General features: G+C 67.3%; 20 protein-coding genes. 11 read left to right on the top strand and 9 right to left on the bottom strand.

Features of this window, described 5'->3' with window-relative positions:
- Positions 1–15: 15 nt before the first annotated feature.
- From glgB to treZ, 5 genes are all read right to left on the bottom strand, one after another.
- Positions 16–2169, bottom strand: a complete 2154-nt coding sequence (gene glgB / locus A3OM_RS0102625; RefSeq protein ID WP_245257826.1) for a 1,4-alpha-glucan branching protein GlgB — start codon at positions 2167–2169, stop codon at positions 16–18.
- Between the two features lie 159 nt (positions 2170–2328).
- Positions 2329–5586, bottom strand: a complete 3258-nt coding sequence (treS, locus tag A3OM_RS0102620; RefSeq protein WP_018042177.1) for a maltose alpha-D-glucosyltransferase — start codon at positions 5584–5586, stop codon at positions 2329–2331.
- 169 nt (positions 5587–5755) lie between these two features.
- Positions 5756–9139, bottom strand: a complete 3384-nt coding sequence (locus A3OM_RS0102615) for a maltotransferase domain-containing protein (RefSeq protein WP_018042176.1) — start codon at positions 9137–9139, stop codon at positions 5756–5758.
- Positions 9140–9273: 134 nt separating this feature from the next.
- Positions 9274–14184, bottom strand: coding sequence for a malto-oligosyltrehalose synthase (locus A3OM_RS0102610; protein WP_018042175.1), 4911 nt, complete (start codon positions 14182–14184; stop codon positions 9274–9276).
- Positions 14181–15986: a malto-oligosyltrehalose trehalohydrolase gene (gene treZ, locus A3OM_RS0102605; protein WP_018042174.1), complete on the bottom strand. Its 1806-nt coding sequence runs from the start codon at positions 15984–15986 to the stop codon at positions 14181–14183. The genes A3OM_RS0102610 and treZ overlap by 4 nt, the downstream gene beginning before the upstream one ends.
- 286 nt (positions 15987–16272) lie before the next feature.
- Between treZ and A3OM_RS0102600 the strand changes: the two genes are divergently transcribed.
- Positions 16273–16743: a YidB family protein gene (locus A3OM_RS0102600; protein WP_026175652.1), complete on the top strand. Its 471-nt coding sequence runs from the start codon at positions 16273–16275 to the stop codon at positions 16741–16743.
- Positions 16744–16791: 48 nt separating this feature from the next.
- On the opposite strand, the gene mgtE is transcribed toward A3OM_RS0102600, so the two are convergent.
- Positions 16792–18162, bottom strand: a complete 1371-nt coding sequence (gene mgtE / locus A3OM_RS0102595) for a magnesium transporter (RefSeq protein WP_018042172.1) — start codon at positions 18160–18162, stop codon at positions 16792–16794.
- 528 nt (positions 18163–18690) lie between these two features.
- Here mgtE and pqqA (A3OM_RS24975) point away from each other — a divergent pair.
- The 6 genes from pqqA (A3OM_RS24975) (at position 18691) to A3OM_RS0102565 (ending at position 20595) form a co-directional block, all read left to right on the top strand.
- Positions 18691–18780 carry a pyrroloquinoline quinone precursor peptide PqqA gene (pqqA, locus tag A3OM_RS24975; RefSeq protein ID WP_081612606.1) on the top strand — a complete coding sequence of 30 codons (90 nt, stop codon included), beginning with the start codon at positions 18691–18693 and terminating at the stop codon, positions 18778–18780.
- A 63-nt stretch (positions 18781–18843) separates the two neighbouring features.
- Positions 18844–18933: a pyrroloquinoline quinone precursor peptide PqqA gene (pqqA, locus tag A3OM_RS23395; protein WP_018042171.1), complete on the top strand. Its 90-nt coding sequence runs from the start codon at positions 18844–18846 to the stop codon at positions 18931–18933.
- Positions 18934–19139: 206 nt separating this feature from the next.
- Entirely contained in the window at positions 19140–19403 is a 264-nt protein-coding gene (locus A3OM_RS0102580; RefSeq protein WP_026175651.1) for a hypothetical protein, read from the top strand.
- Between the two features lie 221 nt (positions 19404–19624).
- Positions 19625–19975, top strand: a complete 351-nt coding sequence (locus tag A3OM_RS0102575) for a hypothetical protein (RefSeq protein WP_157196424.1) — start codon at positions 19625–19627, stop codon at positions 19973–19975.
- 7 nt (positions 19976–19982) lie between these two features.
- Positions 19983–20333 carry a 4-fold beta flower protein gene (locus A3OM_RS0102570; RefSeq protein ID WP_018042167.1) on the top strand — a complete coding sequence of 117 codons (351 nt, stop codon included), beginning with the start codon at positions 19983–19985 and terminating at the stop codon, positions 20331–20333.
- Between the two features lie 37 nt (positions 20334–20370).
- Positions 20371–20595, top strand: coding sequence for a hypothetical protein (locus A3OM_RS0102565; RefSeq protein WP_018042166.1), 225 nt, complete (start codon positions 20371–20373; stop codon positions 20593–20595).
- 323 nt (positions 20596–20918) lie between these two features.
- Here the strand turns inward: A3OM_RS0102565 and A3OM_RS0102560 are convergent, their stop codons facing one another.
- The 3 genes from A3OM_RS0102560 to A3OM_RS0102550 all read right to left on the bottom strand — a co-directional run bounded on the left by A3OM_RS0102560 (position 20919) and on the right by A3OM_RS0102550 (position 23136).
- The gene (locus tag A3OM_RS0102560; RefSeq protein ID WP_018042165.1) at positions 20919–21431 is read right to left on the bottom strand and encodes a winged helix DNA-binding protein; all 513 of its coding nucleotides are present in this window, start codon (positions 21429–21431) and stop codon (positions 20919–20921) included.
- 164 nt (positions 21432–21595) lie between these two features.
- Positions 21596–22063: a DUF6163 family protein gene (locus A3OM_RS0102555; protein ID WP_018042164.1), complete on the bottom strand. Its 468-nt coding sequence runs from the start codon at positions 22061–22063 to the stop codon at positions 21596–21598.
- The gene (locus A3OM_RS0102550; RefSeq protein WP_018042163.1) at positions 22060–23136 is read right to left on the bottom strand and encodes an enoyl-CoA hydratase/isomerase family protein; all 1077 of its coding nucleotides are present in this window, start codon (positions 23134–23136) and stop codon (positions 22060–22062) included. Before A3OM_RS0102550 ends, A3OM_RS0102555 begins: the two co-directional genes overlap by 4 nt.
- A 222-nt stretch (positions 23137–23358) precedes the next feature.
- Between A3OM_RS0102550 and hemB the strand changes: the two genes are divergently transcribed.
- The 4 genes from hemB (at position 23359) to A3OM_RS0102530 (ending at position 26622) form a co-directional block, all read left to right on the top strand.
- On the top strand, positions 23359–24414 hold the full coding sequence (hemB, locus tag A3OM_RS0102545) for a porphobilinogen synthase (protein WP_018042162.1): 1056 nt from the start codon (positions 23359–23361) through the stop codon (positions 24412–24414).
- Between the two features lies 1 nt (position 24415).
- Complete coding sequence (locus A3OM_RS0102540) at positions 24416–24790, top strand: hypothetical protein (RefSeq protein ID WP_018042161.1); 375 nt, start codon at positions 24416–24418, stop codon at positions 24788–24790.
- Between the two features lie 173 nt (positions 24791–24963).
- On the top strand, positions 24964–26022 hold the full coding sequence (locus tag A3OM_RS0102535; protein ID WP_043764291.1) for a methyl-accepting chemotaxis protein: 1059 nt from the start codon (positions 24964–24966) through the stop codon (positions 26020–26022).
- Positions 26023–26124: 102 nt separating this feature from the next.
- On the top strand, positions 26125–26622 hold the full coding sequence (locus tag A3OM_RS0102530; protein ID WP_018042159.1) for an RDD family protein: 498 nt from the start codon (positions 26125–26127) through the stop codon (positions 26620–26622).
- Positions 26623–26654 lie beyond the last annotated feature (32 nt).

Here is a 26654-nt window from a genome sequence, read left to right as displayed (position 1 = left end):
ATACTACTATGATCGTCAGCCCTCGCGCACGAAGATCATCGTTCCCAGCGGCGGCGCCGCGAGAACCAGCGAATAGGGCTGGCCGTGGCTCTCCACCGGCTCCGCCTGGACGCCGCCCATATTGCCGACGTTCGAGCCACCATAGCGCTCGGAATCCGAGTTGATCGCCTCGCGATAGAACCCGGCCTCCGGCACGCCGATCCGGTATCCGTCACGCGGAATCGGCGTGAAGTTGGAGACGACGACGGCGACCTCACCCGGATTCGTGCCCTTGCGCGCCCAGGCGATGACGCTGTTGTCCTGGTCGTCGGAGACCAGCCACTGGAAGCCGGCGGCCTCGCAATCCCTCACATGCAGGGCGGGGGTGGAGGTGTAGAGGCGGTTCAGGTCGCGGACGAGATCCTTCACGCCGCGATGCAGCGGGTCGTCGAGCAGGTGCCAGTCGAGGCTCTGGTTGTGGTTCCACTCTTTCTGCTGGCCGAACTCGCCGCCCATGAAGAGCAGCTTCTTGCCAGGATGCCCCCACATGTAGCCGAAATAGGCGCGCAGATTCGCGAATTTCTGCCAGCGGTCGCCCGGCATCTTGTCCAGCAGCGAGCCTTTTCCATGGACGACTTCGTCATGCGACAGCGGCAGGATGAAGTTTTCGGAGAAGGCGTAGAGCAGGCCGAAGGTCAGGTCGTGGTGGTGATAACGGCGATGGATCGTCTGCTTCGACATGAATTCCAGGGTGTCGTGCATCCACCCCATGTTCCACTTGAAGCCGAAGCCGAGGCCGCCCGTATAGGTCGGGTGGGAGACGCCCGGCCAGGAGGTGGATTCCTCGGCGATCGTCATCGTGCCCGGCGCGTGGCTATAGGTCGCCTCGTTGGTCTTGCGCAGGAAGTTGATGGCGTCGAGATTCTCGTTGCCGCCGTACTGGTTGGGGATCCACTCGCCCTGCCGGCGCGAATAGTCGAGGTAGAGCATGGAGGCGACCGCATCCACGCGCAGGCCGTCGAGATGATAATGCTCGAGCCAGAACCGGGCATTGGCGGCGAGGAAGCTCGACACTTCCGTGCGGCCGAAATTGTAGATGTAGGTGCCCCAATCCTGGTGAAATCCCTGGCGCGGGTCGGCATGCTCATAGAGATGCGTCCCGTCGAACTGGCCGAGGCCATGGGCGTCGAGGGGGAAGTGGCCCGGCACCCAGTCCAGCATCACGCCGATGCCGGCCTCGTGGGCCGTGTCGACGAAGGCCGCGAAATCGTCCGGCGTGCCGAAGCGGCTCGTCGGCGCGAACAGCGAGACCGGCTGGTAGCCCCATGAGCCGTCGAACGGATACTCCGTAATCGGCAGCATCTCGATATGGGTGAAGCCCATCTCCTTGACGTAGGGGATCAGGCGCTCGCCCAACTCCTTGTAGGTCAGGTAGCGGTTGCCCTCCTCGGCGACGCGCGCCCAGGAGCCGAGATGCACCTCGTAGATCGAGATGGCGGTGTGGCGCGGATCCTTCTCGCCCCGCGTCGCCATCCACTTGCCGTCGTTCCAGACGGGCGCGTTCGTGCCCTGGAGCACGGAGGCGGTCTCGGGCGGCTTCTGCGCCGCGAAGGCCACGGGATCGGCCTTGAGCGGCAGGAGCGACCCGTCGGGTCCGCGGATCTCGAACTTGTAGTGGACGCCGGCGCGCAGGCCCGGGACGAACAGCTCCCAGATGCCGCCGGTCTGCCAGAGCCGCATGGGGTGGCGACGGCCGTCCCACTCGTTGAAATCGCCGACGATGCTCACCCGGCGGGCATTGGGCGCCCAGACCGCGAAGCGGAAGCCGTCGATGCCGTCGAGCACCATGGATTGGGCGCCGAGCACCCGATAGGTCACGTCGCTGCCGATCTCGCGCAGGTTGTCGATGTCCTGCTGATGCAGCGACGAGCCGAAGCTATAGGGGTCGTGGCGCGTACGCTCGGTGCCGTCCCAGCCCTCCACCGCGAGTTCGTAGAGCGGACGCCCCTCGCTCTGCACGCGGGCGACGTAGAACCCGTCCTGGTGGCGCCGCTCGAACGGAATGCGCTTGCCGGCGGTGAGAAGGGTCGCCGACTTCGCCTCGGGCAGGATGACCCGCACTTCCCAGAGGCCGGGGCCGATCTGGTGAGGGCCGAGCACGGAGAACGGATCGCCGTGATCCGCCCTCATCACAGCGGCGACCGCGTCCGGATGGACGCCCTGAACGGTCGACGTATCGGCATCGGCCTGGCGGGAACTCCCCGACGCGGCCGAGCGGTCCGCGATCCGTTCGGACCGCTTCCGCTCCTGCTCGGACGTCTTCGCCAGGCTCTCGTCGATATCCGTCATTCAAACGCCTCTCTTGGTGTCGTCCAGAATTGTGAGAACCCCACGGGCTGGGATTTCGATCCAATCTGGCCGGTTATTGGCCTCGTAATCGACTTCGTAGAGCGCCTTCGCCAGGAGCGAGAGCGACAGCAGCCGCGTCTCGGTCTCCGGGTCCGTCACTGCGGCGCGGCTGGTGGAGGCCACGGCACGGTAGGCGTCGAGGAACGCGGCATCGATCATGCCGCGCCAGGCGATGGACGCGCTGCGGGCGCGGCCTTCCGAATCCGCGAACCGGCTCGCGATCTCGCGGGTGACGGTCTCGGCGCCGTAAGCGAAGGAGCGCAGCATCCCGGCGACGTCGCGCAGCGGCGTCGACTTGGCGCGGCGCTCGTCGGCGGGGCGAGCGGGCTCGCCCTCGAAGTCGATGATGATGAGGTCGCTCTCGGAGGCGAGAACCTGACCGAGGTGGAAATCGCCGTGGATGCGGGTCTTGGTCGCCCCCACCGGCGCACGCGCCGTCATGTCCTCGATCAGAAGCTCGACCTCGCGGCGGCGACCGGCCAACTCGGTGATCGCCGTGCTGGAGGTGCGTCCCGCCAGGGCGTCGAGGGCGCGGAACGCCCGCTCGCCGAGACGGCGCGCGTCCTCCCCGAGGTCGCGCAGGTCGTCATGCGTGAACGGCTCGGGCGCGAAGGCCGGGTCGTCGGTCTCGATGGCGAAGGCGTTGTGCAACTCGGCGGTGCGGCGTCCGAGGAGCTCGGCCCAGCGCAGATGCGGGGCGAAGGCTTCGGTCGGGTCCGGCGCCTCGCTTTCGGGCGCGAGCACGACGGTGTCGAAGTCGCGACGTAAGCCTTCCAGCATCAGCGTCCAGGCATCGCCCTGGTTCGGCACGAAGGCCTGGAGCACGGCGAGCGCCGTCCGCGTCCCGTCCTCGGACACGTGCTCGACGACGCCGAGGAGAGCCGGCGTGTTGGCGAAACCCGCCTGCTCGGTGAGGAACCGGCCGACCTCGATCTCGGGATGGACGCCCGTCTGCATGCGGCGCAGGAGCTTGAGCATCATCTTCGAGCCGATGGCGATCGAGGTGTTGCTCTGCTCCGCGTTCAGGCTGCGGACTTCCGCAAGATCCACGACGACGTCGCGATCGAAGGCCGAGGTATGGGAGAAGACGAGCTTGCCGGTCTCCGTCGGCAGCTCGACGCCGTTGCGCATGCCGTCGATCAGAGCGACCGAGAAGGCGGGCGAAGCGGAGGCCCCGAACAGGAGGCCCGTGCGCGGTCCGCGACGGACGCGGGCGACCGCGTGCGACAGCAGCGTCTCGTCCTCGCGGCCCTCATCGACCCCGAGGGGCACGAAGTAATCCTGGCGCTCGCCATTGGCGAGATGCACCGCCACGCGCGGCAGCAGGAAGCGGGTGGCGCCGCCGGCATCCTTCAGGGTGGCGCTGTCGATCACCGAGACCGACTTGATGCGGGTGCCCTTGGCGCCGAACCAACGGCGGGTGCCGATGAAGCGCGGCGCCACGGTCCGCTCGAAGGCGGTGCGCTCGCGCCCGGCCATGAGGGTCTCGACCCCGCCGGTGAGGACGAGGGTGAACAGTTCGGGCGTCTCCGGCTGCGGGCCGATCTCTCCGGCATTCGCGGCGTTGAGGGAGAACCAGTAGAAACCATAGGACGGCAGGGTCAGCAGGTAGGGCAACTCGCCGATGGCCGGGAATTCCGAACCGCCGGTGAGCTCGATCGGCACGGCGCTGCGGAATTCGGACAGGTCCAGCTGCACGGCCTGCGGCGCGCGAGACAGGTTGGCCACGCAGAGGACACGCTCGCCCTCGAACTCGCGGATCCAGGCCAGCACCTTGCGGTTGGTCGGATACAGGAACTGCATGGCGCCGCGCCCGAGGGCGACCGAATTGTTGCGGATCGCGATCATGCGGCGCGTCCAGTTCAGCAGGCTCGTCTGCGACTGGGTCTGCGCCTCGACGTTGATGGCGTCGAAGCCGTAGATCGGGTCCTGCACCGAGGGCAGGAAGAGCTTGGCCGGATTGGCGCGGGAGAAGCCGCCGTTGCGGTCCGGGGACCATTGCATCGGGGTGCGCACGCCGTCGCGGTCGCCGAGATAGATGTTGTCGCCCATGCCGATCTCGTCGCCGTAGTAGAGCACCGGCGTGCCGGGCATCGACAGGACGAGGGACTTCATCAGCTCGATCTTGCGGCGGTCGTTCTCCAGCAGCGGAGCGAGACGGCGGCGGATGCCGAGATTGATGCGGGCGCGGCGCTCGGCGGCATAGAACGACCAGAGGTAGTCACGCTCTTCCGCCGTCACCATTTCGAGGGTGAGCTCGTCGTGGTTGCGCAGGAAGATCGCCCATTGGCAGCCCTCGGGGATTTCCGGGGTCTGGCGCATGATGTCGGTGATCGGGTGCCGGTCCTCGCGGGCGATCGCCATGTACATGCGCGGCATCAGCGGGAAGTGGAACGCCATGTGGCATTCGTCGCCATCGCCGAAATACTGCGCTGTCTCCTCCGGCCACTGGTTAGCCTCCGCCAGCAGCATGCGGTCGGGATAGCTCGCGTCGAGGGCGGCGCGGATCGCCTTGATGACCGTGTGGGTCTCCGGCAGGTTCTCGCAATTCGTGCCGTCGCGCTCGATCAGGTAGGGGATCGCGTCGAGGCGCAGGCCGTCGACACCCATGTCGAGCCAGTAGCGCATGACCTCGATCACGCCCTCCAGCACGGCGGGGTTGTCGAAGTTGAGATCCGGCTGGTGGCTGTAGAACCGGTGCCAGAAATACTGCTTGGCGACCGGGTCCCAGGTCCAGTTCGAGGTCTCTGTGTCGAGGAAGATGATGCGCGTGTCGGAATACGGCGTGTCGGTGTCCGACCAGACGTAGAAGTCGCGCTCCGGCGACCCGGCCGGCGCCTCGCGGGCGCGCTGGAACCAGGGATGCTGGTCCGACGTGTGGTTGATGACGAGCTCGGTGATGACGCGCAGGCCACGGTCATGCGCGGCCTCCACGAACTTCCGGAACTCCTCCATCGTCCCGTAGGACGGATTCACGTCGCGGTAGTCTCCGATATCGTAGCCATCGTCGCGCAGGGGCGACGGATAGAACGGCATCAGCCAGATGGCGGTGACCCCGAGGTCCCGCACATAGTCCAGTTTCTGCGTCAGGCCCTCGAAATCGCCGATCCCATCGTTGTTCGAGTCGAAGAACGACTTGACGTGGATCTGATAGATGATGGCGTCACGGTACCATTGCGGATCGCTACGATCGATCATCGCGTCGTTGCCTCATGCGTCGGGTTCAAGGGCGTGTTCGGCGTCACAGCGGCACCGGTCGCGGATGCGAACGGTGCCAGCCGCGTCGGCCGCAGCTTTGGCACCAGCTTCTGGGCGACAACGCGACGGACGGCTGAAAACTCGAAGGTTTGTGCTGACACGCGGGCCGCTACTCCGCAACCCGGCGGGGCGCGCGCAGACGCCAGATCACCGCGGATCGCTCCGCCGGATCGAGGGCGATGCGGTGGGACTTGCCGCGCAGCTCGAACTTGTAGCCGAGGAGCAGGTCCTCCACCTCGACGGCGCCGTCATCGGGCTCTCCGAGGAGCCAGAGCGGCACCTCGTAGGTGCATTCCTGACGGTTCTTCGGATCGAGATTGACCATCACGAAGATGCAGTTGTCGCCTTCGGGCGTCGTCTTGGCATAGGCGACGATCTGGTCGTTATAGGCCCCCGTGAAGGTGACGTTGCGGAAGTCCCAGAGCGCCGGGTTCTCCTGCCTGATCCGGTTGAGCTTGATGATGTGCGCACGGATGTTGCCCGGCGCATGGTAGTCCCAGGCCTTCAGCTCGTATTTCTCTGAATTGAGATACTCTTCCTTGCCCGGATACGGCGCTGCCTCGCACATCTCGAAGCCGTTATAGATGCCGTAGACCGAGGACAGGGTCGCCGCGAGCGTCGCCCGCACGATGAAGCCGGCGCGGCCGCTGGTCTGGAGATAGACCGGGTTGATGTCCGGCGTGTTGGCAAAGAAGTTCGGCCGGTAATATTCCCCCATCTCGCCGGCGAGCTCGGTGGAATAGTCGATGAGCTCCTGCTTCGTGTTGCGCCAGGTGAAGTAGGTGTAGCTCTGCTGGTAGCCGGCCTTGGCGAGCTTCTTCATCATCTTCGGCCGGGTGAAGGCCTCGGCGAGGAAGATCACGTCGGGATAGCGCGCGTTCACCTGCCCGATCATCCATTCCCAGAACGGGATCGGCTTGGTGTGGGGGTTGTCGACGCGGAAGATGCGGGCGCCGAGTTCGGCCCAGCCCATGACGATGTCGCGCAGCTCGATCCAGAGCGAGGGCAGCGCGCCACCGTAGAAGTGGACGTTGGAGATGTCCTCGTACTTCTTGGGCGGGTTCTCGGCGAATTTCAGCGTGCCGTCGGGACGCCACTCGAACCATTCCGGGTGGTTCTTGATCCAGGGATGGTCGGGCGAGCACTGGATCGCGAAATCGAGGGCGATCTCCATGCCGTAGGCGTGGCTGGCCGCGACCAGACGGCGGAAATCGTCGAGGGTGCCGAGTTCAGGGTGCACCGCCTCGTGCCCGCCCGCCTCCGAACCGACGGCGTAGACCGAGCCGACATCGCCTTCGAGCGCTGTGAGGGTGTTGTTCTTGCCCTTGCGGTTGGTCTTCCCGATCGGGTGGATCGGCGTGAAATAGAGCACGTCGAAGCCGAGTTCGCGGATCTCGGGCAGGCGCCGGATCACGTCGTCGAACGTGCCGTGGCGGTTGACGTCCATGGATTGCGAGCGCGGAAAGATCTCGTACCAGGCCGAGAACCGGGCCGCGAGACGGTCGGCGATCACCGGAACGTTCACCGGATAGCGCGAGCGGTTGACCCGCTCGGCGTGCTTGCGGATCAGAGACGCGGTCTCGGGCGCGAGGATGAGATCGAGCTGCGCCGCCGATCCGGTCTTTTCCGCCGCGAGAGCCGACACGATGGCCTGGAGCCGGGCCTGGTCCGGTCCGGTGGCGAGGTCGGCCGCCCCCTGCACGAAGGTGACGCCCTCGATGGTCTCCAGGCGCACGTCCACACCCGCATCGCGCTTCTTCAGCGTGTCGCGGATCCAGGACGAGAAGGCATCGCGCCAGGCCTCGATGGTGAATTCGTAGCGGGCATTGTGTTCGAGGGGGAAGGAGCCGCTCCAGCGGTCGTTGTCCACGAACACCATGCGGTCTCGGCGCCATTCCTCCTCGCCGACGACGCGCGACAGGATCGCGGCGTCGATGATCTCGTGGCCGTCGCTGAAGATGTCGGCGGAGACCGCCACCTGCTCGCCGACCACGCGCTTGACCGGGGAACGGCCCCCGTCGATCTCGGGCGAGACCGCCTCGATGACGACGCGGCCTTCGCCCGACGGCGTGGAGGGAGCCGGGGGCTTCGCCACCACCCGCCGTTCGGCGGCGAGGATGCGGATCTCGCCGGGCGCGAGGTCGAGGCTCGTGCCGGGGAGGAAGTCGATCGGCTCCGCCTCGGGGGTGACGTCCTTGAAGCGGTCGAGCATGCCGCCCGTCCGCGCCACCAGCGGCCCGGCATCCACCGCCACCGCAACGGGGCCGGGATTGAACAGGACGAGGGTGGCGTGGCGCGCGGAGGCGCCGTGCCCGGTATCGAATTTGAGGAGCGCCACGTAATCCGCATCCGGCGCCGAGATCCGCGACTGCGCGCCCTCCACATTGGCGGAAGCGAGGCTGGCCTTCAGGGTGTTGATCGCCGTGACATAGCCGGAAATGTCGATGCCGGTGTCGGTCTCGCGGGAATCCGGTGTGGTCTCGACCACGTGCAGGGCGCGGCGGTAGCCCCATTCGTAGCCGATGGGCAGGAGCACGCCGGCCGAGAAGAACGCGGCCAGGGCGTAGCGCGCCTTCAGGTGCCGCGCCACCGCCTCCGCGTTACCGCCGAGGCCGGCGGCGAGGCGGGGCATGTCGTGGTTCTCGGGGAAGGCGATGGAGGGGGCGATCACGCGCAGGCGGTCGTATTGCTCGAGCGCCCACGGCGCCTTCAGGTCCCACCAGGCGAAGGAATTGAACAGGTAGTCGAAGCCGGCGCCGGCCGTGGCCTGGGCCTCCTCGAAGGTGCAGCCCAGGGTCTCGGCGGCGAACAGGCAATCGGGCTCCAGCGCCTTGGCGGCGCCGATGAGGCTGCGCCAGACATCCGGCGGCACCTTGTAGGCGGCGTCGCAGCGGAACCCGCCGACGCCGAGATCCTGCATCCGGTTGATGTAGCCGGCCCAGAGCCGGGTCAGCTCCTCGCGCGCACCGGCCGAATGGTAGTTCAACTCGGCGAGGTCGCCCCAGACCGTGCGGATCGACGGATCGTCCGGATCGACGGCCGCCGGGCTCTCGATGTTGCCGGCCTCGTCGCGCAGGAACAGGTCCGGCCGCTCCCGCGCGAGGGGGCCGTCCTTGGCCGTGTGGTTGATGACGAGGTCGGTCATCACGCCGATGCCGTGCGCGGCGGCGGCGGCGCAGAAGCGCCGGATCTGCTCGTCGTCCGAGGTGCCGTCATCGTCGCGGAACCGCTCGTCGAGCCGGTCCGGATCGGAGACCGCATAGAGGCTGCGCGAGCCGCCGGTCTGGTGGAACGGGTTGAGGTAGATCCAGTCGAACCCCATCCCGGCGATGCGCGGAAGCTCCGCCGTCCAGGCCGAGACCCGTCCGACGAGGAGGGGGAACAGGTTGTAGATGCGCGGACCCTCGGCGCGGGGGGCAAGGCCCGCAGGCAGCGCCACGGTTCCGGCTTCGGTCCGCTCGGCGGAGATCTTGGCTGGGCTCGGCGCGTTCATGCGTACTCCGTTCTCGTAAAGACGTATCCCCGTCTCCCGCAGGAGCCTCCCGCGCGGCGGCGGGTGGGGTGGGGATGGGCGGTCCTCGGCGAGGACCACCCTTAAAGGTTCGGCGACCGTCCCGGATCCGGGACTCAGGCGATCCGCTTCAGGACCGCGTAGGGCAAACGCGCGAACAGCCGGCCGAGATCGACCGAAGTTCCCTCCGGCTGGACGTCGCCGCCCGTCATGAGGTCGATCCAGCGGCTCTCCGCCGCCACCGGAAGGGTGGTGCCGGCAAAGGCCTCGCCCGACCACGTCGCGTCGCCGACGAGGCCGGAGACGAGGCGCGGCACCGCGACGAGAAGGTCGCCCTCCCCGCTTGTGGCATCCGAGCGTGTGAATGCGATGACATGGGCGGCGAGCCCGCCCTCGGCCGTCACGGCGATATGGTCGGCATCGGCATAGAAGCTGGGTCGCTCCGCCCGGTCGGCGAGGAGACGCGCCAGCGTCGCCTGCTTCACCCGCCCGTCCGGCCAATGGTCGAGCAAGGCGGGCAGATCGGCCGTGTCGCTCAGGGCCTTCTCTCGCGCCGCGTAATCCACCGGGCGGCGGTTGTCGGGATCGACGAAGGAGAAGTCCCAGAACTCGGTGCCCTGGTACACGTCGGGCAAGCCCGGAAGCGTCGCCTTCAGCACCGTCCGGCCGAGGCCGGCGATCATGCCGAGATGGGCGAGCCGCCGCGCGATCGGCCGCATCAGCGTCATGAACTTCGCGCCCGGCGCGATCAGCCCGGCGAAGAGCCGCTTGACCGCCGCCTCGTACCGCTCGTCCACATTGACCCAGCTCGACCGGCGCTTGCCCTCGCGCAGGGCCTTTTCGGAATAGGCGTCGAGACGGTCGCGGAACTCCGCGATGGCGGCCTCGTCGTCCCGCTCCAGCAATTCGAGCGGCCAAGCGCCCAGGATGGCCTGCAGGAACATCCACTGGTCGTTGGCGTCGGGCGCCGGCCCCTCCTCCATGGCGGTGAGGTGGGTGCGGGCCGACTGGCCGAGGATGGTCCAGGCTTCGGCCCATACCTCCGGGATTTCGGACAGGGCCAGCAAGCGCGAGCGGGCATCCTCGCCGCGCTTGGTGTCGTGGGTCGCCGTGGTGATCATGGCGTTCGGCCAGTCACGCGCCCGCGCCGCCTGGAGCGCGTGGAAATGCTCCAGGTCGATGCCGTATTCCCCCGGATCGCCGCCGACCTCGTTGAGGGCGAGGAGTTCCGAGAACCGGTAGAACAGCGTGTCTTCCAGGCTTTTCGCCATGACCGGACCGGTCAGCTGCTGGAACCGGCGGCGGAAGCGCAGGATGACGGCGGGATCGGGACGCCCCGGCCCCCCGGCATCGATCCGGCCGAGCAGGGCCTTCGAGGCAAAGTCGTGGACCGACCGGTCCGGCAGGGCGCTCCAGCGCTTGGCCTTGGCCACCGCGCCCTCGATGAGGCGGACGTCCTCGTCCTCGACGTCGCTCTCGTCGAGGTCGCTCGCCAGGTAGGAGCGGTAGGTGGGAAAGCGCGCGATGATCTCGATCAGCGCCCGGCGGATGGCGTTCACCGAGAAGTCGCGCGTGCGCCGATCGGCATCGGCGATGCGCTTCAGGTCGGCGGTGAGCACTTCGAGCTCGCTGGCGAAGCTGATCTCGAGGATCTCCGCCTTGGCCGCCCGGAGTTGCGCCTTGTAGGGCTCGTCCATGCCGGTGGCCCAGCGATAGAACCGGGTGATCCGGGTGTGCTTCTCCTGGTCCACAAGGATGCCGTCGAGCTGGTTCAGCACGTCGTAGCCGGTGGTTCCGGCGACGGGCCAGGGCCGCAGCTTCTCGCCGGGTTCGAGGATCTTCTCGACCACGACGTAGAAGCCGGGCCCGACGGCGCTCTGCAGGGCGCGCGCATAACCCTGCGGGTCGGCCAGACCGTCGATATGGTCGATCCGCAGCCCGTCGATCCGCCCCTCGGAGATGAGGCGGAACACCGTCTCGTGCGAGCGGTGGAAGATATCTGATTTCTCCACGCGCAGGCCCGCGAGGCCGTTCACGTCGAAGAAGCGGCGGTAGTTGATGTCGCTGGCCGCCACGCGCCAATGGGCGAGGCGGTAGGATTGCTGCTCGAGGAGCCGGTGGAGCGGCCCGAAACTGTCGGGCCGTCCCTCGAAACCGTTGAGCAGGGTCAGAGTCCGGTCGATGGCCTTGGCGATGGCGGGCGAGGCCTCCACCGCGTCGGCGAGCCGGCGCTTGAGGCCGTCGGCCTCTTCCGGGAAGCCCCGGCGGCGCTCCGCACTCGTCTCCTCGCTCATGAGACGCAGGCGCTCGGAGACGGCCAGAACTTCGGCCGCCGCGTCGTCGCCGATCTCGCCATGCGCCGCAAGCGCCCGGTTGAGGATCGAGGGATATTGCAGCGGGCAGATCGGGAACTGATGCTCGTAATGCCAGACGCTGAAGGCGCCGGCCGCCGCGTCGTATTTCAGGTCGAGGGTGCCGTGTTCGAGGGCCTCGCCGTAGCGGTCGCCCAGGAACGGGATGACGAGATTGTTGCGGGCACCCTGCCGCTGCCAGTCGATGTCGAAGGCGTGCGCCAGCGGCGAGAGATCACCCCATTCGAGCACGGAGAGCCACCACGGATTGTCGGCTCCGCCGACGCCCATGTGGTTCGGCACGATGTCGAGGAGCAGCTTCAGGCCGTGCCGGTGCATCACGTCGGAGAAGCGGACGAAGCCCTCCTCGCCGCCGAGTTCCGGGTTGATCGTCGAATGGTCGACGATGTCGTATCCATGGGTCGAGCCCGGCCGCGCCTTCTGGATCGGCGAGGCATAGACGTGGCTGATGCCGAGTTTGGCCAGATACGGCACGATCCGCTCGGCATCCGCGAAGGTGAAGTCCTTGTGGAACTGCAGCCGATAGGTGGCGCGCGGCGGCGGCGAGGAGAGACGCGCCGCACCCGAACGGGGGCCGCGCTCCTCGGCCGAGAGCGCGGCGGCGAGCTTCGCCAGCGGACCGCCCGGCGCGGCGATGGCCTCCAGGCTGCGGTCGAGCTTACGCCGCCAGTTGGGATAGCCTTCCGTCGAGCCCGGCACGTTGGCCTGGCTCAGTTCCGAGACGACGTCCTCGTACTGCACCGCCGTGAGCATGGACGGTGCGCGCGCCAAGTAGCGCGCCGCCGCCTCGAACGGCGCCACCTCGGGCACGTCGTAGCTCGGCAGCAGCTGCTCGGAGGCCAGCGCCTCGGTAAGGCGGGAGCGTTCGGTGACGCGCTCCCGGCGCTCCGCTTCCGCCCGCTCGGCGTCGTAGAGGCCGAGCGCCTGGCGGGTGTCGGTATCGACCCCGCGCCACCAGCCGACGAAGGTCGGAAGGTCGTGCGTGGTAATCGCCGTCAGCGCGTCGCGCGGATAGGCGCCGGGGCTCTTGAAGCGGCCGCCATGCTCGCGCTCGAAGGCGAGGATGCGGTAGCTCAGGATGCCGGCCTGCATCAGCGCGTCGGAGAAGCCCTCCGGCGCGGTGCCGAGATCCTCGGCGATGACGAGGCATTTCGCCCGGTGGCTCTCCAGCCGAAGCACCGCGAGCATGGGCTCGAACGGCATGGCGACATAGGCGCCGTCCTTCGCCGATCCGGTGACAGGGATGAGGAAGAGCCGGGCGAGCTGGAACGCGTGGTCGATGCGGATGGCGCCGGCATGGCGCATGTTCGCCTGGACCAGGGCGCGGAACGCCGCGAGCCCGTCGCGCTCCATTTCGAGGGGGTGGAAGGCCGGCAGGCCCCAATCCTGGCCCTTGGGCGCCAGCAGATCGGGCGGCGCACCGATGGAGACGCCGTTGGCGAAGCGTTCGGGATGCGACCAGACTTCCGATCCGCCGCGATCGGCACCGACCGCGAGATCGCGGTAGAGGCCGAGGCGCATGCCGCTCTCGAGGGCCGCCTTCGACGCATCGGCCAATTGGCGATCGGCGAGGTATTGCAGCCAGATATGGTAGGTGACGGCCTCCGCATGGGCGAGCGCGAACGCCTCCACGGCCGGCGTCCCGGCGCGGCGCATCTCCTCCGGCCAGTCGCCGGACCAATAGGCGCCGAGCGCCTTGTAATGGGCCGACAGGGCCTCGAACGTCCCATGGGCTTCGAGATCCGCGCCGCCCGCGTCCCGGAAGGCCGAGAAGGCGGCGTCGTCACCCGCGCGCGCCGAGGATTCCTGCCAGAACGCTTCCAGCACGAGAGACAGAACGCCCCAGATGCCGGGATGGTCGACCAGGGTTGCGGCCTGAAGGCCGGCGATGTCGGTGGCCTTGTCGGCCAGCAGGGCGGCGGCGCGCGAGCCGGTAAAACCGGGCAACGCGCCGGGCTCGATGAACAGGGTCTCGAGGAAGAGACGCGAGGACGGCGAGTAGGGCGAGATCTTGCTGCGGTCCGATTCGAACAGCGCATGGACCGGGCTCAGGCCCAGGAACGAGGCGCCGCGAATGCCGGCATCCCGCGCGGCGCGGCCCGCATCGGCGTAGCTGCCGATACCGAGATTGTGCGGCGAGCGCAGGCCGTAGAGCTGCGCGGCGAGGCCCCAGTCCCGTGCACCCTCGTCGGCATAGGCGGCGGGACGCCAGCAGCGCTGCGGCGCGGAGATGACCCAGGCTTCCGATTTCCGCTCGCCGAGCGCCACGGTGAGCCGGTGGTAGCCCGGCGTCAGGGGCGGCAACTCGATACGGGGTTCGCCCGCCCCCGTGATCGACGCCCTCCCCTCCCGCGCGAGGCCGCGCTCGTCGACGAGGCGCCACGACACGGCGCCATGCGCATCCACGGCCTGAACAGGGATGGTCGAGGCACGCCGCGCCTCCACCGGAATCAGCGACGGGACGAGCCCGAGCCGCACGGATTCCACCTCCGCGAGGCTCGTCGCGATCTCGTCGTCGGTGCCCGCCGGGAAACCAAGGGCCGCGACCATGCCGCGCCGGGTCTCGATATCGGTCGCCACGGGCTGGCCGAAGGCGTCGGTATAGCCCGATGCGATGCCGAGGAGGTCGGCCAGGCGTTCGAGGTCGCGGCTCATCGGGCGGCTCCCGTCAGCACGATACCAGTCCAGGTGGGAAGCTCGATCTCGCTGCCCGTATGACCGTTCGACCAGATCACCTGACCTCCTTTGGCGTCGACGGCGAGGGGATCCTCGCCGAAATTGGCGACGAAGCGCAGGGTGCCGCCCGCATAGCGCCATGTCACGTCGAGGGAATCCGGGGACGGCCGGGTCACGTCGGCCCCGAGATAGAGGGTCTTCGTCAGGGGCACGACGGATTGGTGCCGGATCTGGAGCAGGTTGCGGGTGTCGGCCCAGACACCGCGATGTGGCTGCCGCTCCGGCTCCGCCCAGTCGAGCTTCGAATCGACGAAGGTCTGCTCGGCGGTCGGATCGGGGATGACCGAGGTGTCGTCGGCGAAAGCCGCGAAGCTCTTGAATTCACGCCGGCGCCCCTCGCGCACCGCTTTGTTCAGCTCCTCGTCCGGCGCGAAATCGACGAAGAACAGGAACGGCGCCGTGGCCGACCATTCCTCGCCCATCCACAGCATCGGGATCTGCGGAGCAAGGAGCAGGCCGGCGCGGGCCAGGCTGAGCTTGTCCGGGTCGCTGAGCGCGCTCAGGCGCTCACCGAGGGCACGGTTTCCCACCTGATCGTGGTTCTGGAGGAAGGTAACGAAGGCGGAGGGCGGCAGATGGGCGGAGGGCTCGCCGCGCGGGTGGTTGTCGAGGCTCGGGAACGGCTCGCCCTGATAGGCGAACCCTTCCGCGAGGCAGCGGGCGAGATGATCCACCGGCTTGTCGGCGAAGCTGACGTAATAGCCGGCATCCTCGCCGGTCAGCAGCACGTGCCAGCAATGGTGGAGATCGTCGGCCCATTGCGCCGTGTGCTGGAGCGGCTGGGCCTGATTGTCGCGTTCGAGCCAGCGGGCCTGATTGGCCTCGTTCTCGAGAACGAGATGGATGTGCCGTCCGGGCAGGCGCGTGCGGATCGTCTCCGCGAGCTCGCCGATGAAGTGCTTGGGCGAATCGTCCAGGATGGCGTGGACCGCGTCGAAGCGGATGCCGTCGAAATGATATTCTTCCAGCCAGTAGAGCGCGTTCTCGATGAAATAGTCGCGCACGACCTTGCCGCTGGTCTCGCCGTCGAAGTTGATGCCGGCGCCCCAGGGCGTCTGGTGACGCTCGGTGAAGAAGGTCTTGGCATAGGCGTGGAGGTAATTCCCGGCCGGGCCGAAATGGTTGTAGACCGCGTCGAGGAAGACCATCAGCCCGAGCGAATGCGCTGTGTCGATCAGGTGCTTGAGCTCGTCCGGGCGTCCGTAGGCGGAATCCGGCGCGTAGGGCAGCACGCCGTCATAGCCCCAGTTGCGGGTGCCCTTGAAGTCGGCCAGCGGCAGAAGCTCGATGGCCGTGACCCCGAGATGGGTCAGGTCTTCGAGCTTGGCCTCGAGGGCGGCGTAGGTCCCCTCCGGCGTGGCGGTGCCCACATGCAGCTCGTAGAGGACGGCCTCTTCCCAGGGGCGACCCGTCCATTCGCCGTCGCTCCAGTCGAACGCCTTCGGATCGATCACCTCGCTGAGGCCCGACACGTCGTCCGGCTGGAAGCGCGAGGCGGGATCCGGCACGACAAGGTCGCCGTCGATGCGGAAACCGTAGCGGGCGCCGGGGCGGACATCCGGCACGGTGGTGCGGCGCCAGCCTTCGCCGGCCTCTGGGATGGGATGCTCGGCCCCGTCGACCACGAGGGCCACGTCCTTGGCCGTGGGTGCCCAGAGGGCGAAGCGCACGCCGTCCGCCGCGATCGCGGCACCGAAGTTCATGTCGTGTGTGCGCCGCATCAGACCGCCATCTCGCTCATTGGAAAACCTCGCGGCCGGGTCGCACCGGCCACGGGGGAGAAGGCCGTCCGCGAGGGTCTGGTTCCCTCGCCATACGGCTTCGCTTGCGACGTAATGCGCGGGCCACGGTCGACAACCGCCGGGCGGACAAGTTTTGTGTGCGGCGCGCCATGGTGCCTCGCTCGTGGGCATTCCGGCGGCCCGATGCATCCCGCCGCGCCATAGGCACGTTGAGTGAGCGTCGCCTCGCCGATGAGCCGGCGGCGCACCTCAAGGGAGACAGCGCATGAGCCGCGGATATCCGTCCATGACCGCCTTGCTGGGTCTGCTCGCCGTGGCGGGCTACCAGAACAGGGACAAGATCGCCGAATTCCTGGGCGGTGCTACGAACAAGACGACGGCTCCGGGAACGCCGGGAGCCGCGACCGACAACCAGGGCGGTCTCGGTGGCATCCTCGGCCAGCTGGGAGGCGCCCTCGGGGGTGCCGGGGCCGGCGGCCTCCTCGGCGGGGGCTTGAGCGAGCTCGTGGAGCGTTTCACCCAGAACGGCCACGGCGAGACGGCGTCCTCCTGGGTCAACCAGGGTCCGAACCAGGAGATCGCGCCGCAGAACCTCGAAAAGGCGATCGGCCCGGACATCCTGGCGACCCTCGCGCAGCAGACGGGACTGACCCGCGAGGAATTGCTGTCCCGCCTGTCGCGGGAATTGCCGCAGGCCATCGACCGCTACACCCCCGACGGCCGCGTGCCGGCCTGACGCGTCGTCTCCTCCCGGGCGTGCTCCGCCCGGGAGGATCGATAAGGGTCAGAGCAGCGTGCCGCGCAGGATCAGCATCGCCACCGAGAAGTAGATGACGAGGCCGGTCACATCGACGAGGGTCGCCACGAAGGGCGCCGAGGCCGTCGCCGGATCGAAGCCGAGGCGCTGGAGCACGAAGGGCAGCATCGATCCCGTCAGCGAGCCGAAGGTGACGATGCCGACCAGGGCGGCCCCCACCGTCGCCGCCACCAGCATCCAGTGCTCGCCGTAATCGTAGAGCCCCGCCTTCTGCCAGACGACGATGCGGACGATGCCGATCGTCCCCAGGATGGCGCCCAGCAGCAATCCGGTGGGCACCTCGCGCAGGGCCACGCGCCACCAGTCGCGCAGGCGGACCTCGTGGAGCGCGAGCGCGCGGATGAGGAGCGAGGTCGCCTGGCTGCCCGAATTGCCGCCCGAACTCATGATGAGCGGGATGAACAGGGTGAGGACGATGGCCTTCTCCAGCTGCCCCTCGAACCCCTGCATCGCCGTGGCGGTCATCATCTCGCCGAGGAACAGGGCGCAGAGCCAGCCGGCGCGCTTCCGGATCATCGTGCCGAAGCCGATATCCATATAGGGCTCGGGCAGGGCCTCCATGCCGCCGAAACGCTGCACGTCCTGCGTCTGCTTCTCGACCATGGCGTCGATCATGTCGTCCACCGTGACGATGCCGATGAGGTGGCCCACCGCATCCACCACCGGCAGGGCCAGCAGATCGTATTTCGAGATCAGCCGCGCCGCCTCCTCGCGGCTGGCGGTGGGTGAGACGGCGAGCGGCCGCCGACCGGCTGCGACGCTGAGGACGTTGTCGTCGGGATTGCCGGAGATCAGCCGGCGCAGGGGCACGGCCTTCGTCAGCGCCTGGGTGCGCGGGTCGAGGACGAAGATCGCGTAGATCGTCTCGCGGGTCTTCTCGACGGTGCGGACATGGTCGAGGGTCTGCTGCACCGTCCAGTTGCCCGGCACGGTGACGAATTCCGTGGTCATCAGCGAGCCCACGCTCTCCTCGCCATAGGCGCTGAGCCGGTCGATCGTGCCGCGCGTCTCCGCATCGAGCCGCGCCCTCAGATCGGAGCGGCCCGGCTCCTCGATCTCGCGGAACACGTCCGTCACCCGGTCCGCCGACATGCCCGACAGGTAGGACGCCACCCGGTCGCGCGGCAGCATCTCGATGATGTCGGCGGCGAGGTCGAGCTCGGGCTGGTCGAGCACCTCCACCGCCCGGTCGTGGGGCAGCCCCAGCAGAATCGCGGCTGCGACCTCGGGCGCCTCCTCGTTCAGCGCCTCGACGATGTCGGGCGCGCGTTCGTCCGACAACCGGGCGGCCAGCACGGAGGGATCGATCTTGGTCGGGAAGGGGGCGATCTGGTTCATGGGCTCACCTCGGGGGAGGAGTGCGATCGGGCCGTGTTCGGCCGGATCGCGGTGAGCCGCGCGTGAACCCGTCAGGGCCTCAGGCGGTCAGAACGATAGCGGCCGGGCGGGCTGGATCGACGGGACTGTCGCTGGGCATGGATGGGGAATTCGGGCTCCAAGGCGTCCACCTGCGATCCGCACATGCGGATCGCCGAGGGGAAGCCGTCGGCGGCGCCCCCATGCGCTCCGCCACGGGGCGCGTCAAGATGAATTTCCTCCTGTCTTTCGGACCTGCCGGCGGAACGCGCGGGACGGCCGTGGGAGCCGCCGTTTCCGCCTTCGGAACGGGCAGCAACGCGACCGGGATCGCGCGCCGACGGAGCACAATCCTGCAACATATTTCTCTATGGGAGGAAGATCGTCCGCTTATCGGGGAAAATCCGGCCACGACGAGCCATCATATGAAAAATATAAGTCTCGCGCCCGCTTGTATTGCGCCCAATGTATCGCCTATCTTGAGGGCGTCGGACACGAAGGAGTTTCGCCATGAGTTGGTCTGCCCCCGTTGTTCAAGAAGTTTGCGTCGGCATGGAAGTCACCAGCTACGAGTCGGCGGAAATCGATCCCTTCAACTAAGGGATCGGCGCCCTCACGGGCCCGTGTCACCAAGCCCCATCATCACCAGCCAGGAGAAACGTCATGACGTGGTCTGCCCCCATCGTTCAGGAAGTGTGCGTCGGCATGGAAGTCACCAGCTACGAGTCGGCTGAGATCGACACCTTCAACTAAGTCGATCACTCACAAGAGCGGTATGAAAGGGCGGCGTTCCAACAGGGATGCCGCCTTTTTCGTGCTCGCCCGGGCTCGATGCCCGGCCGTTTCAAAGTTTTCGGAACCGTTCCGGCAAGAACTCTGCTAGAACTGGCACTTCGGCTCATGAGATAGGGACACGTTCGGGTCCCTGCGGTGAACTCGTCATTCGAGAGAAACACCCCATGACCCAAGAGATGCCAACTATGGAATTCTCGGACTTGACCGGACGGGCGACCCAGAACGGCATCACGGTGACGGTGAACGTCTATCGCTTCGCCGGCACGCAGGATCCGTGGACACTCGAAGTCATCGATCAGACCGGCTGGTCCACCGTCTGGGATACGACCTTCGCCTCCGACGAAGACGCCCTCGACGCCTTCATGGAGGCCATCGAGGACGGTGACGGCATGCGCGCGTTCCTCGAACCGCCGCCGACCTTGCACTGACACGATCCGGATCGGCCCTCCGCCGCCCCACGCAGCAAGCGATGTGGTGGATGGCGGTGGTGTCGTCCCCCTCTCGCCGGCCTCAGAGGGCGAACACGCCGACGATGGCCCGGCCCATACCCGACACCGCTCCGGTCGCCGCATGGAACATCGCAGGTCGATGCGCCCTGTCTATGCGAGTGGCCCGCGCCCCATCACATCCACCAGAAAGCAGATCCTTCATGAACAAGCCCGACATGCTCGCCGAGAACGTCTCGATCGCGGATCTCGCCGGACGGAAAGCGGACCGCCTCGAATATCTGAAGGGCGTCTATCTCAACATGGTCCCCGACCAGACCCGCAATCCGACCCTGCGCGTTCGCCTGAGCCGGCTCGGATCGGGCACCCAGCCGGCCTACCGGATCGAGGCCGAGGATACCGACGGCCAGACCGTCATCATGGGGTTCTATCAGGGCGACAAGCACAAGCCGCTCGCAAAGCGCCTGCACGATACCGACGGACCGACCTGGAGCAGCGAGACCATGAGCTATGTCGAGCTCCGCACGCTGCACAACAGCCAGATCGGGGCTTGAGCCGTCCATGATCGAGTTCTTCGACAGACAGGGCGGCGAGGCGGCGTACTGCCACGACGGGCACTCCCTCTACCTCTGGAACGGCCGAGCCGCGGCCTTCATCCACGACGACAAGGTCTACGCCTATGACGGCCGCTTCATCGGCTGGGCGGACCGAGGCTGGATCTCGGACGAGCACGGAGCCTGCCTCCTCTTCGAACACGACGCCGTGGGCGGCCCTCACAAGCCCGCGCGGCAGGCGAAGACGACGCCCGGCCCAAGGCGCGCAAAGCCCGCGCGCGCCGAACCGGGGCAAGCCCCGTCCCGCCCCGCCGCCTCCACGGCCTGGTCCGATCGCGTCTTTTCCGACCTGATCTGATCCTTAACCGAACCCGTTCGCACGAGAGGGAAACCGCATGACACCGACGAAGAAGCTGGCTCGCGTCCTCACCGACGAGACGGACGGAGGCTATCGCCTGACCATCGAAACCGTGGACGGCGAGATCTTCCGCATCCTCGCCACGGAAGATCAGGTGAACGACCTCATCGACGAACTCGATGAGCTGGTCGGAGACGATGCCGACGAAAAGCCCCCTCTCACGGAGGAGGAAGAACATGTCGGCGAGGAGCAGCCCTCATAGGGCTGGGTCGATACGAGGAATGGCCCGAGACGGATCCGGGACGTTCCGGGACGTCGATGACGAGCGGGTTGGCGGTGTGTGCTCGTTTCAGAGCAGTTCTCAAGCCCGCTCGATGCGATTTCTCGGCGGATGCTCGCGCCAGCGCCGAACAACTGCCAAAGTCGATCGTCCAAACCAACCACCTCATCCTGAGGTGCCGGAGCGTAGCGGAGGCCTCGAGGGAGCCCTCCAGTCGTCGCGCGATCCCTGGAAGCCTCCCTCGAGGCCGCTCCGCGGCATCTCAGGATGAGGTGAAACCTTGGACGAACCGCTCGAACAGGTACTTAGAGCCGGTAGCGGATCTGGTCGGTCCAGAAGCGCTCGAGGCGGCCGAGGGCGACGTTGAGGCGTCCGAAATCGTCGTCGGAGATGCCGCCGATCGGCTGGATGGTGCGGGCGTGCTTGTCGTAGAGGCCCTGGATGATGTCGTGGATCGTGCGGCCCTTGTCGGTGAGGCTGATGCGCACCGAGCGGCGGTCGGTCTTCGACCGGGCGTGGTGGAGGTAGCCGGCCTCCACGAGCTTCTTGACGTTGTAGGAGACGTTGGAGCCGAGATAGTAGCCCTTCGTGCGCAGCTCGCTGGCCGTCAGTTCCTTGTCGCCGATGTTGTAGAGCAGCAGCGCCTGGACGCTGTTGACGTCCTCGCGGCCGCGACGCTCGAACTCGTCCTTGATCACGTCGAGAAGGCGGCGGTGAAGACGCTCCACGAGGTGCAGCGCTTCGAGGTAGGAACCGTGCGCCGGGCTGGTCTCGGCGGAGGTGTTGCTCTCGATCACCTTGGCGGACTGGGACTTCATCGGGGTGCCTCGTCAGGGTTCTTGGGTCGGGCGCCGTTGTGTTCGGCACCGCTTATGAAGCCAATCTACGAGTCACGGGTGAAAGACGGTTTAAGCGATACGATGAATTTGCAATTTACCTCTGTCGGTAAATGCAAAATGAAAGTAATCCAGTAAGGTGTTGTTTACCTGACCTCGCGCGCCGCAGCCCAAGACAAAGCGAAATAGATCACAACAATAGCGCCCAGGCTTCCGAGGACCGGGATCGACATCGGCAACAGATGCGGCGTGAGGATCGCCAGGGTGACGGCACTCGTGGCGGCCAGCAACCAGACCACACCGCCCCAGGCGCTGGTGAGCCACATCCCGATCGCCGCCATGAAGTCGATCACGGCGAAATAGACGATGACCGTCTGGCGGCCGAGCGATTCGGCTTCGAACGGGCGCGCGCCCGGAAAGATGTCGAGGATCGTCGCCCAGGTCGAGACGCCCTTGGCCAGCCACAACACGGCCGTGACGCGCATGAACCAAACCAGGACCACGTCCCACCCCGTCTGCGGCACACGCGGCGACCGCTCGATGCGGTCGCCGGCCACGTCGTTGGCGCGCCCGCGCCCGTCCCGCGTCGCGCCGACCTTGGTCAGTCCCCTCATGACGGCATCCTTTCCGATCCATCGAATCTCGGCGCGTCGCCATCGGGCAGGTCGGTGAACGCCTCGGCGATCCCGGCCGGGTCCACGTCGGCCAGGGCGGCGGGTCGCCAGTCCGGGCGGTTGTCCTTGTCCACCAGCACGGCGCGGACCCCTTCGTGGAAGTCGTGCCAATGCATGGCCCGCATGGCGAGGCGATACTCCGCCTGCATCGCCTCGGCGAAGTCCATGCCGATGCCCCGCCTCATCTGCTCGTGCGCGATGCACAGGGAGTGGGGAGAGCGCGTGCGCATCAGCGCGGCGGTCTCGGTGGCGAAGGGCGACCCGTCCGCGTCGAGTCTCGCGAGGATCCCGGCGACGCTGTCGGCGGAGAAACAGGCCTCGATCGTGGCGCCATGCGCCGTGATCGAGCCGACCTCGGGAAAGGCCGTCGCGTGGCGGTCGAAAGCCCGTTCGATGGCGCCACCTCCGGCCAACTCGTCCGTGATGGCGTCGAAATTCTCCGCCGCCGAATGGTGAGTGGCGAGCCCCAGAGCGCGGGCATCGCCGGCACCGATCCGTGCGCCGGTCAGGGCCAGATAGACCCCTGCGCGACCGGCCAGGCGCGGCAGCGAATGGGTCATTCCCACATCGGGAAAAAACCCAATTCCCACTTCCGGCATCGCCAGGGTGTAGCGCTCCGAGGACACCCGGTGGCTCCCGTGCAGGGACAAACCCACCCCGCCGCCCATGACGATCCCCTCGATCAGGGCGATGTAGGGTTTCGTATAGCGCTGCACATAGGCGTTGAGGTGGTACTCCGCGAGCCAGAACCGCCTCACCTCGTCGTCCAGCCCCCGGCGGGCGAGGTCGTGGATCTGGCGGATGTCACCGCCGGCGCAGAACGCCCTCCCGCCCCGGCCGCGGACGACCACGCGGGTGATCGTGTCGTCGCGCTCCCATTCCGACAGGACGCGATACATCGCCGTCGTCATGGAGAAAGTGAGCGCATTCAAGGCTTTAGGCCGGTTCAGGGTGATCAGGCCGGCGTGCCCGCGCCGCTCGAACAGGATCTCCGGCTCGTCTGCGCCTGTCATCCATCGTCTCCGGTCGGCGGCTGCCTCACCCTCGGGGACTCGCGGGATTCCGCGCGTCGGGCGGTGCGGGGTTGAGGAAACGCCGCGTTCACCGTGTCGCTTAGACGAACTCTGTCGAGACCCGTCAATCGGGGGGCGGCGATCGGCCCGGGTTTCGAAGAGTTTTGGGGATGTGTTAGGCCGGCCCCGACGCGCCCGCGACGAGCATTCGAGACGAAGACCATGACCGAAGCGACCCCGACCCCGCGTCCCCTCGCCATCGAGAGCGCCAAGGCGAGTTCCGCCGCGTCGCTGAGCATCACCCAGCGCCCCCGGCGCAACCGCAAGGCGGAGTGGTCGCGCCGCCTCGTGCGCGAGAATACCCTGACGGTGGACGACCTCATCTGGCCGCTCTTCGTCATCGAGGGGACCGGACGGCGCGAGCCCATCGCCTCGATGCCCGGCGTGGAGCGCCTCAGCGTGGACGAGATCGTCCGCGAGGCGGAACGCGCGGCGCGGCTCGGCATCCCGGCCATCTCCTTCTTTCCCTATACCGAAGCGTCCCTGCGCGACCCGACCGGATCGGAATCGCTCAATTCCAACAACCTCGTCTGCCGCGCCGTGCGGGCGGTGAAGAAGGCGGTGCCGGAAATCGGCGTGATGACCGACGTCGCCCTCGATCCCTATACCAGCCACGGCCATGACGGCCTGATCGAGGACGGGGCCATCCTCAACGACGAGACGGTGGCGCTCCTCGTGGAGCAGAGCCTGATCCAGGCCGAGGCGGGCACGGACATCATCGCCCCCTCCGACATGATGGACGGCCGCGTCGGCGCGATCCGCACCGGCCTCGACAAGGCCGGTTTTCGCGACGTCCAGATCATGGCCTACGCGGCGAAGTATGCGAGCGCCTTCTACGGCCCGTTCCGCGACGCCATCGGCACCTCGGCCGCCCTGGTGGGCGACAAGCGCACCTACCAGATGGATCCGGGCAATTCGGACGAAGCCCTCCGGGAAGTCGCCCTCGATCTCGAGGAGGGCGCGGATTCCGTGATGGTCAAACCGGGTCTGCCGTATCTCGACATCATCCGCCGGGTGAAGGACGAGTTCGGCGTTCCGACCTTCGCCTATCAGGTCTCGGGGGAGTACGCGATGATCGAGGCCGCCGCCCTCAACGGCTGGCTCGACGGCACCCGTGCCATGACGGAGAGCCTCCTCGCCTTCAAGCGCGCCGGCGCCGACGGCATCCTGACCTATTACGCGCCCCGCGTGGCGGAACGCCTGCGCGACGGCATCTGAGATGCGCCCGCGGGCGGCTCGGCCCGCCGGCGCGCTCCTGCCGATCGCGGTCGTCGCATTCCTGACGGCCTGCGACAGCTCCGTCGACCGGCTGCGGATCACCACCTGCCGGCGGACGCTTCCCGCGCTGGTGGCAGCCGACCTCTCGCCCCGTCTGCTCCATGTCGGCCGTGGATCGGCGCCCGACAGCGTGCGCGTCGATTACGCCTCGGGCCAACGCCAGCACCGCATCGACTGCCTGTTCGACGGCGGCGCGGGTCTCATCGGCATCCGCATGGACCACAAGGCGGTGTCGGGCGGGGCGCTTTTCATGCTTAAGAAATACTATCTCGAAACATTAGACTCCGAAGCAAACGACCCCACGCCGGCGCGCTAGGCATTCGCACGGCCCTGGCATTCTTATTGCTTCGGTTTGCTTGGGGAGGCGGCAGGATTGTCTCTGACCGGCAGACCTCGAAACGTTCGCAGTCGCCTGTCGGCCAATCTCGATCTTGAATCGATATACGAAATACCAAGCGTCGAGCTTGGTCTGGCCATTTTGAGGATGCGATGTCCACAAAACTGAACGAGATAGATCAACCGGCCGACAGTCTCTCGATGCTCGTCGAGACATCGACCCAGCAGCTGAAGTCTCTCACCCATCGTAGCGTCGGATCGATCAAGTCCATCACACGACGCATGAATCTGCTGGCCCTGAACGCCCTCATCGAAGCGGCGCATGCGGGCGAGCGCGGCGCCGGTTTCTCCGTCGTCGCCAATGAGGTTCGCAGCGTCGCGGGCGAAATCGAGGGCCTCGTCTCGGGCCTCGGCAGCGCTCTCGGCGACGGCGTCGACAGCCTGACCCAGGCCGTGGAGCACTTGGCCAGCGAGAGCCGTTCCGCGCGCTGCATCGATCTCGCGCTCAATGCCGTGGAGATCATCGACCGCAATCTCTACGAGCGGACCTGCGACGTGAGGTGGTGGGCGACCGATGCCGCGGTGGTCGCATGCGCCGTCTCTCCGACCGAAGCGGTCAGAAACCACGCCTCCCACCGACTCGGAGTCATCCTCTCCGCCTACACGGTCTATCTCGATCTCTGGCTGTGCAGCCTCGACGGCAAAGTCATCGCCAATGGCCGGCCCGACCGGTTCAATGTCGTCGGCCAGGATGTGAGCCAGGAGCCGTGGTTCGCCCTCGCCAAGCCGCTGGCCTCCGGCGATGAGTTCGCGGTGGCCAACGTGGCACGGGTCGCCGCGCTCAACGGCGCACAGAGCGCCACCTATGTCGCCTCCGTGCGGGAAGGCGGCGAGGCGAACGGCAAGCCCATCGGCTTTCTCGCGATCCATTTCGATTGGGAGCCGCAGGCACGCACCATCGTCGAGGGCGTCCGCCTCGCGCCGGCGGAGCGGGCCCATAGCCGTGTCATGCTGCTCGATGCCGAGAACCGCGTCATCGCCTGTTCCAAGGGCAATGGCCTCCTCACCGAGCGCTATCCCCTCCGCACGGACGGACGGAGCCAGGGAAGCTACATCGATGCAGCGGGGCGCCTCGTCGCCTTCCACGAGACCCCGGGCTACGAGACGTATCGCGGACTGGGATGGCGTGGCGTGATCGAGCAATCCGCCTGACCTCGAACCCGACAAAGCCCGTGTGACCTTGAGCGAAGGCATGGGTCCTCCCATGTCTTCTTCATGAGGGAGAATCGTCTCCCCTCTCGAAGGCTATCGGCCATGCTCAATACGCCCCCAGGCTACGACCCCGCCGGCTACGCCGAGCGCTACGGGACCGGCTTCCCGAACGCCCTCCCGGTCCCCTTCGTCAGGGCGAGCCTCGGGGCGCGCTTCGTCGCCTATCTCCTCGACATCCTCTTCATCCTGGGCTTCACCGCGCTCCTCACCCTGGCGATCACGGTACTCGGAGTGCTGACCTTCGGCCTCGGCTGGACCCTGTTCGCGATCCTTCCCGCCAGCGGCATCCTCTACAGCGCGGTGACGGTGGGCGGCGCCGCCCAGAGCACCTGGGGCATGCGGATGATGGGTTTGCGCGTGGTGACTCCGGCCAGCGGCCTGCGGGTGGATTTCCTCACCGCCGCCATCCACGCCCTGCTGTTCTACGTCGCCATCTCGACGTTCCTGCTGTGGTTCGTCGATATCCTGTTCGGGCTCATGAGGTCGGACCGGCGCCTGGGCCACGACGTGCTCGTCGGCCTGGCGGTGGTGCGGATCTGAGCCTACCGGGCGAAGTCCAGCTGGGACTTCGC

Source organism: Methylobacterium sp. 88A, from assembly GCF_000376345.1.
GTDB classification, from domain to species: Bacteria; Pseudomonadota; Alphaproteobacteria; order Rhizobiales; family Beijerinckiaceae; genus Methylobacterium; species Methylobacterium bullatum.
Note: the sequence above shows the minus strand (reverse complement) of the source record. Positions and strands in the feature narration are given on the sequence as shown.

Excerpts from the sequence above, each read along its gene's own strand:
- A3OM_RS0102565 (WP_018042166.1), top strand. The coding sequence starts at position 20,371 with ATGACACCGACGAAGAAGCTGGCTCGCGTCCTCACCGACGAGACGGAC.
- A3OM_RS0102560 (WP_018042165.1), bottom strand. The coding sequence starts at position 21,431 with ATGAAGTCCCAGTCCGCCAAGGTGATCGAGAGCAACACCTCCGCCGAG.
- glgB (WP_245257826.1), bottom strand. The coding sequence starts at position 2,169 with ATGAGGGCGGATCACGGCGATCCGTTCTCCGTGCTCGGCCCTCACCAG.
- pqqA (WP_018042171.1), top strand. The coding sequence starts at position 18,844 with ATGACGTGGTCTGCCCCCATCGTTCAGGAAGTGTGCGTCGGCATGGAA.
- A3OM_RS0102580 (WP_026175651.1), top strand. The coding sequence starts at position 19,140 with ATGACCCAAGAGATGCCAACTATGGAATTCTCGGACTTGACCGGACGG.
- A3OM_RS0102540 (WP_018042161.1), top strand. The coding sequence starts at position 24,416 with ATGCGCCCGCGGGCGGCTCGGCCCGCCGGCGCGCTCCTGCCGATCGCG.
- A3OM_RS0102530 (WP_018042159.1), top strand. The coding sequence starts at position 26,125 with ATGCTCAATACGCCCCCAGGCTACGACCCCGCCGGCTACGCCGAGCGC.
- mgtE (WP_018042172.1), bottom strand. The coding sequence starts at position 18,162 with ATGAACCAGATCGCCCCCTTCCCGACCAAGATCGATCCCTCCGTGCTG.
- pqqA (WP_081612606.1), top strand. The coding sequence starts at position 18,691 with ATGAGTTGGTCTGCCCCCGTTGTTCAAGAAGTTTGCGTCGGCATGGAA.
- A3OM_RS0102600 (WP_026175652.1), top strand. The coding sequence starts at position 16,273 with ATGAGCCGCGGATATCCGTCCATGACCGCCTTGCTGGGTCTGCTCGCC.
- hemB (WP_018042162.1), top strand. The coding sequence starts at position 23,359 with ATGACCGAAGCGACCCCGACCCCGCGTCCCCTCGCCATCGAGAGCGCC.
- A3OM_RS0102555 (WP_018042164.1), bottom strand. The coding sequence starts at position 22,063 with ATGAGGGGACTGACCAAGGTCGGCGCGACGCGGGACGGGCGCGGGCGC.
- treZ (WP_018042174.1), bottom strand. The coding sequence starts at position 15,986 with ATGCGGCGCACACACGACATGAACTTCGGTGCCGCGATCGCGGCGGAC.
- treS (WP_018042177.1), bottom strand. The coding sequence starts at position 5,586 with ATGATCGATCGTAGCGATCCGCAATGGTACCGTGACGCCATCATCTAT.
- A3OM_RS0102535 (WP_043764291.1), top strand. The coding sequence starts at position 24,964 with ATGTCCACAAAACTGAACGAGATAGATCAACCGGCCGACAGTCTCTCG.
- A3OM_RS0102550 (WP_018042163.1), bottom strand. The coding sequence starts at position 23,136 with ATGACAGGCGCAGACGAGCCGGAGATCCTGTTCGAGCGGCGCGGGCAC.
- A3OM_RS0102570 (WP_018042167.1), top strand. The coding sequence starts at position 19,983 with ATGATCGAGTTCTTCGACAGACAGGGCGGCGAGGCGGCGTACTGCCAC.
- A3OM_RS0102615 (WP_018042176.1), bottom strand. The coding sequence starts at position 9,139 with ATGAACGCGCCGAGCCCAGCCAAGATCTCCGCCGAGCGGACCGAAGCC.
- A3OM_RS0102610 (WP_018042175.1), bottom strand. The coding sequence starts at position 14,184 with ATGAGCCGCGACCTCGAACGCCTGGCCGACCTCCTCGGCATCGCATCG.
- A3OM_RS0102575 (WP_157196424.1), top strand. The coding sequence starts at position 19,625 with ATGAACAAGCCCGACATGCTCGCCGAGAACGTCTCGATCGCGGATCTC.